Annotated in this window: 1 protein-coding gene; it reads right to left on the reverse strand. The window is 64.0% G+C overall.

The features are described 5' to 3' along the window. Positions 1–419 (reverse strand): ABC transporter permease (locus EOB36_RS34110; protein ID WP_164897735.1); only part of this gene is annotated, 419 nt, incomplete at both ends.

Raw genomic sequence — 419 nt, forward strand, 5'->3', positions numbered from 1 at the left:
GTATGTCGGTGATAAGGTTGGTGACCAGGAAGGCGAGACCACCGACGATGGTGACGCCGATGATCGCCGGGAAGTCGAGCGCACGCGCTGCCTCCACGGCATAGGATCCCATGCCCGGCCAGGAGAAGATGGTTTCGGTCAGCACCGCGCCGGTGATCAGATAGGCGAAGGAATAGCCGATGACGGTCAGGGTCGGCACCATGGTGTTGCGCAGCGCATGGACGATGACGACGCGGAATTCGCTCGCCCCCTTGGCGCGCGCGGTGAGCACGAACTCGCGGCTCATCACATCCAGCATGTTGGCGCGCACCAGCCGCGATATGGTTCCCGAAACCGTCCAGCCGAGCACGAAGGCCGGCAGAAGCAGGTGCCAGAGCGCGTCCTTGAGGACGGTCCAGTCGCCAGCCAGAAGCGAATCG

This window comes from Mesorhizobium sp. M6A.T.Cr.TU.017.01.1.1, assembly GCF_004023115.1.
GTDB classification, from domain to species: Bacteria; Pseudomonadota; Alphaproteobacteria; order Rhizobiales; family Rhizobiaceae; genus Mesorhizobium; species Mesorhizobium mediterraneum.